Origin of the sequence: uncultured Winogradskyella sp., from assembly GCF_963975125.1 — a bacterium.
In the GTDB taxonomy this organism is placed as follows: domain Bacteria; phylum Bacteroidota; class Bacteroidia; order Flavobacteriales; family Flavobacteriaceae; genus Winogradskyella.
Map to the genome: position 1 here is coordinate 22433 of NZ_CAXBGB010000036.1, position 6734 is coordinate 29166.

Below are 6734 nucleotides of genomic sequence, written 5' to 3' on the forward strand. Positions count from 1 at the left end.
CAATCATTCAAAATCATTATAATCAAGATGCTCACCTTCTTCTATATCTCTAAGTGCAATTTTACCTAATACTTCTTTATAGTTTTCAGCAAAAATCTTACCTGTTCCAGGACGTTTTACCCATATATTTTGCTCTGTTAGTTGTTCGCTAGCTTTAACATTAGTAATTGTACAAACTGTTGCAAAAGCGAAATCTATTGTAACTTGTTCTTCTTTTGCAGGTTCTTTAGTTCCGCCACGCATAGACCAAATCTCTTTACTTCCGCTTATTAATTGAGAACAGGCTTCTTCATCCATACTGCATACAATATCTGGACCTTGGCGTTGCATGTGATCGGTAAAATGACGTTCTAAAATCGATGCTCCTAAGGCTACAGAACCAAGACATGCATTATTATTAAGGGTATGATCACTAAGTCCAAAAACCTGTTCTGGAAAAGCTTCATGCAATTCCATCATAGCTCCAAAACGCACCAAATGTGATGGTGTTGGATATAGGTTTGTTGTATGTAATAAAGCTAAAGGTGTATTATTGGCTTTAAATATCGCTACAGCTTTACTAACACTCTCTATGGTATTCATTCCTGTACTTAAAATTACAGGCTTGCCGAATTTAGCAATATGATCTAATAATGGATAATTATTACATTCACCAGAACCAATCTTATATGCAGGAATATCAAAACGCTTCAATCGCTTTGCCGCTGCTCTAGAAAATGGAGTAGAAATAAAAATCATTCCTTTACTCTCTACATAATTTTTTAATTCTAATTCTTCGGCTTCATTCAATGAACAACGTTCCATGATTTCGTAAATAGAGACGTCTGCATTACCTGGAATTACTTTTTTCGCAGCTCTACTCATTTCGTCTTCAACAATATGAGTTTGGTGTTTAACCATCTCTGCTCCTGCTCTATGGGCAGCATCAACCATCTCCTTAGCGATCTTTATTGATCCTTCGTGATTAATACCTATTTCTGCAATGACCAAAGGTGGATAATCTCCTCCTATTTTTCTTCCCGATATTTCTATGTATGGATTGTTATTCATTATAATTTTTCAAAATATATTCTGCGTAATCAAAATCTTCTTGTGTGTCTATGTCAATGCTTGCAAATTTATGGTTTACAACCCAAGGAAACGAGGCATCATTAAAGATAATATCTTTTTTTATGAGTCTTGCCTTTGTGATATATAAGAGACCGTTTTCATAATATAAAGGCTCTAAATCCTGGCTTCTTTGACCAATTTTATAATTATAAGGCTTAAAATGATTACTTACAATTTTACCTAATTTTTTATGATCTCTACTTACCGTAAAAAGACTTTCGGAGTTATTTTTTATAAAAGCATTAAGAGCTTCGCTTAATAAGTCTTTTGGCCTTAATGGATTGGTCGCTTGCAATATTACAATGGTATCAATATCCTCATTCAAAACTGTAAGAACGTGCTTTAATGCCGATACTGTTGGCTCTAAGTCACCACTCAATTCAGCAGGTCGATTGATAACTTTCGCCCCAAATTGTAGTGCGATTTCCTTAATGGTATCACTATCTGTTGAAACATAAATGTCATCTATAAGTTTAGAATTAGACAGTGAATACTTTATAGAATGCGCAATAAGAGGTATACCATTAAGCATTTTAATATTCTTGATTGGTAATCTCTTAGAACCCGCTCTTGCTGGTATTATAGCTATTGTCTTGCCCATTTATTTTTCTGGATATATAATATTGAATACTCTATGCACTAAACGTTTCTTTAACTTATACCAACTTCTATGAGGCATTTTCGGATTAAATTCCGGTAATTTAGAAACCTTACAATCCTTATTCTCTATGTTTTCTATGTTTTCTCTCTGCACCTCTTTCATCCAACCTTCAACCATATTTCCCATATGAAATGCAAAATTCTGATAAGTTGCTAAGCGCATTCCATTAGAATAATTAATAGGCTCATCACAGTATAAAAACTCCGAATTATTACCAACTAAAATCAATGATGGTTGTCTCGGAACGGTTGTAAAAAACAACTCTCGTCGCATACTCAAAATTTGATGACCACTACCAACAATAGCTTTAACTCCATTAGACTCAATTACTGGCCATTTTACATTTTTGTCACTTTCTAATTTCCAATGAAAACTTTCTAAAAATCTATTATGTGCTTCATGATTTTCTGGTATCGATTGATAACTGAATTTAACCTTACCAAGTAAAATTTTATTTAAAGTAGAAGAGGTTTCATAATTCTTGAAATTTCGGCATGGTATCGGAGAAACAGAAGCTACATTTTTGATATTGGAAAAAATCTTCTCAGTCTCGTTTTGCCAGCCTTGTTTGAATAATATATCTACGTCTGAAATTGTTAGTATTGGCTCTCTACTTGCTCTTGCCGCTCCTACTAGTGCGTCTATCTTTCCTATATTTTCTTCGTGATGAATAATCGTATCTATAGATTTAGCTTCTAACTTATCCTCTAAATATTGAGATACCTGTTTACAAGATGCATTATTAACAACTGTTATTGCACAATTAGAGTTTGTCGTTGTAATCGCAGAATCTAAACACAACTTAAAGACCTCTAAAACATCTTTATAATACCCTTCTAATGAAGGAATAAAAACCACGATAATTAGCCTATGCTGACATCGCAATTGAATTTTTTTTGATTGCTTTTGAGGATTCATTCCTACTCTCATAAACTCCGCTTATGTTAATTTTTCTTTAGCATCAAGTATAGCTGTATTTAACTGTTCTGACCAGTTTTTTAAGCTATATAAATCCTTAGGTAATTTACCTTTAAAAGAATTACCATTTTCAGTACAGTCTCTTATTGCTTCTTGCATCGCATCCACCCATTCCGTCACCATATTAGGTTTATCTATTAAAACGCCATATTTACCATCTTCAAGTACTTCTTTAATACCTCCTCTGTTTGAAGCAATTGTGTAGCATCCGCAATGGAGTGCTTCTGCCAAAACAATTCCAAATCCTTCTTGCCAAAGTGATGGAAAAAGAAACACATCTGCCATTTGATAGTATTTTACAATATCATCATTTGGTATATGTCCTATAGAGGTAATACCTGGATGGTCAATTTCTCTTTTAATTCCGATAACCAATAACTCTATTTTAATAGCACTTTGCTTTTGTAATTCTTTAAAAGCATCTATAATAATATGCAATCCTTTTTTTGGCCTATCGTGAGAACACCATATAAACACAAATGACTCTTGTAAAATATTATGAGAACTTCTTAACTTCTGCTTTTCGCTATCACTAATTGTTTTGAATTTTTTTAAGTCAATTCCATTATGAATTACACGAGCTTTAAATGTAATTTCATCATAAGCACTTAAAAATGCCTTGTAACTTTCTGCCGTTATAAATACGATTTCATCAACTACTTTGAATAACCGCTTTGCTTTCAAAGTATTTTCTATTGGAAGAAATCCATGGTAACAATATTGAATGTAAAAATCATTTCTATTAAAATGCTTTTCCAAATGCTCTGCTATCGCACACACCAATCCATTATTATCAATAACTTGAATTACATATTTACAATCTGGCTCTATAATTTCTTTTAAAGCATTGATATAGGGTTGATGTTTCGTGTTTTTATTAATCAGCCTTGAAACTAGTTTATCCTTATTTTCAGTAGTCTTCACAAAGCTATAGACAACACCTTCAGCTCTAACATTAGGCTCTGGACATATAATATAATCAAAATGGTGATTCTTAGATTTTAGCAACGTATTGTACATGTTCGTCCAACTCCCAGTAATAGGATACGGCAACGCTAGTTGACTAATTAAAATAGTCTTTATGTGATTTGATTTACCCATTAAAACTTATATACGTTAGGCCTTAACTCGTTTGGCTTGAGTCATTGATAAGGTTAAAAATAGTGTTTTTATATTGACTTTTAATATGGCTCTTTTTATATTTTTCAAGATACTTTAATCTATTACCTTCTGCAATACCTTTGATTTCTGAAGCACTAAATTTCTTTATATCTTCTATCACTTTTCTTAACGATTGTGGATCATTTATATTGAACCAAAATTGATTTTTAGATCCCTCTAATCTATCAGACATTGCACCAACTTTGGTGGATAAAATTAATCTTGCAGATGCCATACCTTCTAAACCCACTAATGGTCCTGACTCTTCATGCGACGGAATAATAATAGCATCAGCTAATCTTATATGCTCTAGTATCTCATTCTGATTTAAATAACCTAATAGATGGACATTATCTAAATCATCGCAATAAGAATTCAGTACTTCTAATAAATCGCCATCTCCAATGATTTTTAAATCTAAATCCACTTCGTTATTTTGAAAGAATTCTACCAATTCCTTAATCCCTTTTTCAGATGAAAGTCTTCCAATATATAGTAATTTTTTAAAAGCATTGGCAGGTTCAATTTTTAGCATTTCTACCTCCTTAAATGTGCATTGGTCAATTAGCACGTAGTTGTGGTTTTCTAATGATGATAGTCGTTCTGCATTAGACAAGGAATGATGGATAAAGAGGTTAATTTTATTTAACCAGTTTTTATCAACGACATCAGTTGCTTTTATAGTAGCGGAAGTTCTTAGAACTACAGGCTTATTATTAGAGTTAGCATATTCAACTACTTCCTTTATATAATTACTGCTTATCTGAGCGCAAATAATTATAAAATCACATTTATCGATTTCATCTTTAATTTGAGATATGGCAAACGCTCGATAGCCCATTTTTTTTGATAAACTATTACTCGTATAATTAACTAGCGGCTTTTTTTTACTTGACTTTAAATAACTTAAATAGGATAGTGCTCTAAACCATGGACTCTTTTTTAATATCTTTCCATTTAAGGTCATCACTTGGTCTTGAGAAACAAAATCGAAAATCTGAGATTTTGAAGTTAAATTTCCTGTAGAAAATATCTTAATATTATAAACCTCTGAAAATGTATCTGCAATAAAACCAGTTTCTAATTCTCTACCACCAATATCACCCAAAGGACCAATAATTAATAATCTTTGCTTCATTCCTGTTTTCTGAAAAGATTTATTATCCAGACACTAATACCCAATTGAAGTGTAGCAAGTTTTCTGAAAAATGGAGATTTATCGATAACTTTTAAATATTTGAATCGCTTGTTTGTACTTATAAATTTATTGAAGACATACGTATCGTTAGCGTTATTAAATACTCTTGGGAAAAACAATTCTAAAACCTGACGACGTTCGCTATAAACGGCTTCATAGTTTTCTTCTTTTGATGAAATTCCCTTAGTATCAAAAACGGAAATTGTCACTGGTATTTTAAAATACGTCTCATTGTTTAATCCCAAAGCTTTTAGAAAAAATGCCCAATCTGAAACAATTTTAAAATTCTCATCGTAATTTCCATACTTAGAAAACAGTTCTTGCTTTATAAATGTCGAAGGGTGTGAAATTGCATTACCTACCAAATAGGAAAATGAGATTTCGTTTGGATGTTCTCTCAATCGTCTTCCTTTTTCCTCATCAAAAATTAAATTACCAGATAAGATAGAGTACGCTTTATTTAAATATGGTAGTACGGACTTTACAACATTTTCATTTTCTAAAACGTCACCACTATTCAAAAAGAGTAAGTATTCGCCATGAGACCTTTTAATACCTTTGTTCATAGCATTATATATTCCAGAATCTGGTTCGCTGATATATTTGAGATTATTGTAGTTATACGATTTTATAACCTCTAAACTATCATCATTAGAATTACCATCTATAACAATATGCTCAAAATCTTTGTAAGATTGCGCTTTGACGCTTTCCATTGTTTTCTTTAAACCTATGGAATCATTATAGTTAATGGTAATAATAGATAGTTGATAATTTTGCATCTATAGAACTTCTTCTTTAATTAAATGAACTTTCTTATCCTTTTCAAAAACATCAAAATCTGAAAACGGGTCATAGTTGTAAATTTTGGTGTTTTGCTTTTCAGCTTCGGTTTTTAAAGATTCATATTGCTGGTATAATTCATACTCTTTATATAAGCGTTCTTTAGGAAATGGTTGCTTTTGTTTTTCGTAAGCAATCTCTATGCCTGCCTCATATAGATAATACTCTAGTGATGGCTTATTATGGTCGTAAAAATGTGTATATGGTTTTATGCATTGCCAATCGTGATTAACACCAAGTATTCCAACCTTAGATACTTCGCAATAAATTGCTAGTTGTAGCGCTACAATAGTAACACTCCATGGAGACATAATAGGTTTAGTGAAATCCACAGGTATTTGTCCTCCATAAGAATAATAATAAATTTCTCTTCCTTTAAAAACCGCTTCTGCTATTAATCGGTCTCTTTTCTCAATTAATATTGGTGTCCCTTTTGTTAGTACTGTATGACATCTTTCCCACCAAGCAGTTAAAACTTCTTTCGTAATTGGAGGATGTGATGCTGCAAAAACATGAATTTTTGGTTTGATAGCTTCAATATTAGGATGTTCAAAAAAATTGCCAACGGTTATAACCATATCGTTAGAAAACTTAGAAATATCTAATTTGCTTATTGAAGATGAAGATCCTAAAATAACAGCTTCATTATAACTAGAGAATATCTTTTTTAATTCGACATTCTTCGCATAAAGCTTATATGGATTATTTATAATTCTGCGTATGCGCCTTTTTATTTTAGAAATCATAAACTCTTAAATCTTAGTTGAAAAACTTCGTTTATTT

General features: G+C 31.8%; 7 protein-coding genes. All 7 read right to left on the bottom strand.

All coding sequences use genetic code 11. From position 1 onward, the window contains the following. Nucleotides 1-3 precede the first annotated feature (3 nt). Genes AAC053_RS07040 through AAC053_RS07070 form a run of 7 tightly spaced genes read right to left on the bottom strand, consistent with a single transcriptional unit; the run spans nucleotide 4 to nucleotide 6697 of the window. Entirely contained in the window at nucleotides 4-1050 is a 1047-nt protein-coding gene (locus AAC053_RS07040; RefSeq protein WP_339754592.1) for an N-acetylneuraminate synthase family protein, read from the bottom strand. Then, the gene (locus AAC053_RS07045) at nucleotides 1043-1711 is read right to left on the bottom strand and encodes an acylneuraminate cytidylyltransferase family protein (RefSeq protein WP_339754595.1); all 669 of its coding nucleotides are present in this window, start codon (nucleotides 1709-1711) and stop codon (nucleotides 1043-1045) included. The genes AAC053_RS07040 and AAC053_RS07045 overlap by 8 nt, the downstream gene beginning before the upstream one ends. Further along, nucleotides 1712-2701 carry a glycosyltransferase gene (locus AAC053_RS07050; RefSeq protein ID WP_339754598.1) on the bottom strand — a complete coding sequence of 330 codons (990 nt, stop codon included), beginning with the start codon at nucleotides 2699-2701 and terminating at the stop codon, nucleotides 1712-1714. Between the two features lie 9 nt (nucleotides 2702-2710). Further along, the gene (locus AAC053_RS07055) at nucleotides 2711-3850 is read right to left on the bottom strand and encodes a glycosyltransferase family 4 protein (protein WP_339754601.1); all 1140 of its coding nucleotides are present in this window, start codon (nucleotides 3848-3850) and stop codon (nucleotides 2711-2713) included. A gap of 22 nt (nucleotides 3851-3872) precedes the next feature. Next, complete coding sequence (locus AAC053_RS07060; RefSeq protein ID WP_339754604.1) at nucleotides 3873-5048, bottom strand: glycosyltransferase; 1176 nt, start codon at nucleotides 5046-5048, stop codon at nucleotides 3873-3875. Further along, the gene (locus AAC053_RS07065; RefSeq protein WP_339754607.1) at nucleotides 5045-5890 is read right to left on the bottom strand and encodes a glycosyltransferase family 2 protein; all 846 of its coding nucleotides are present in this window, start codon (nucleotides 5888-5890) and stop codon (nucleotides 5045-5047) included. The genes AAC053_RS07060 and AAC053_RS07065 overlap by 4 nt, the downstream gene beginning before the upstream one ends. Further along, a complete protein-coding gene (locus AAC053_RS07070; protein WP_339754610.1) occupies nucleotides 5891-6697 on the bottom strand; it encodes a hypothetical protein in 807 nt (268 codons plus the stop codon). It abuts the gene before it with no gap. Between the last annotated feature and the right edge of the window lie 37 nt (nucleotides 6698-6734).

What these genes read in the sequence shown, in the direction of transcription:
- AAC053_RS07055 (WP_339754601.1), bottom strand. Translation starts at nt 3,850, where the DNA reads ATGGGTAAATCAAATCACATAAAGACTATTTTAATTAGTCAACTAGCG.
- AAC053_RS07065 (WP_339754607.1), bottom strand. Translation starts at nt 5,890, where the DNA reads ATGCAAAATTATCAACTATCTATTATTACCATTAACTATAATGATTCC.
- AAC053_RS07045 (WP_339754595.1), bottom strand. Translation starts at nt 1,711, where the DNA reads ATGGGCAAGACAATAGCTATAATACCAGCAAGAGCGGGTTCTAAGAGA.
- AAC053_RS07070 (WP_339754610.1), bottom strand. Translation starts at nt 6,697, where the DNA reads ATGATTTCTAAAATAAAAAGGCGCATACGCAGAATTATAAATAATCCA.
- AAC053_RS07060 (WP_339754604.1), bottom strand. Translation starts at nt 5,048, where the DNA reads ATGAAGCAAAGATTATTAATTATTGGTCCTTTGGGTGATATTGGTGGT.
- AAC053_RS07050 (WP_339754598.1), bottom strand. Translation starts at nt 2,701, where the DNA reads ATGAGAGTAGGAATGAATCCTCAAAAGCAATCAAAAAAAATTCAATTG.
- AAC053_RS07040 (WP_339754592.1), bottom strand. Translation starts at nt 1,050, where the DNA reads ATGAATAACAATCCATACATAGAAATATCGGGAAGAAAAATAGGAGGA.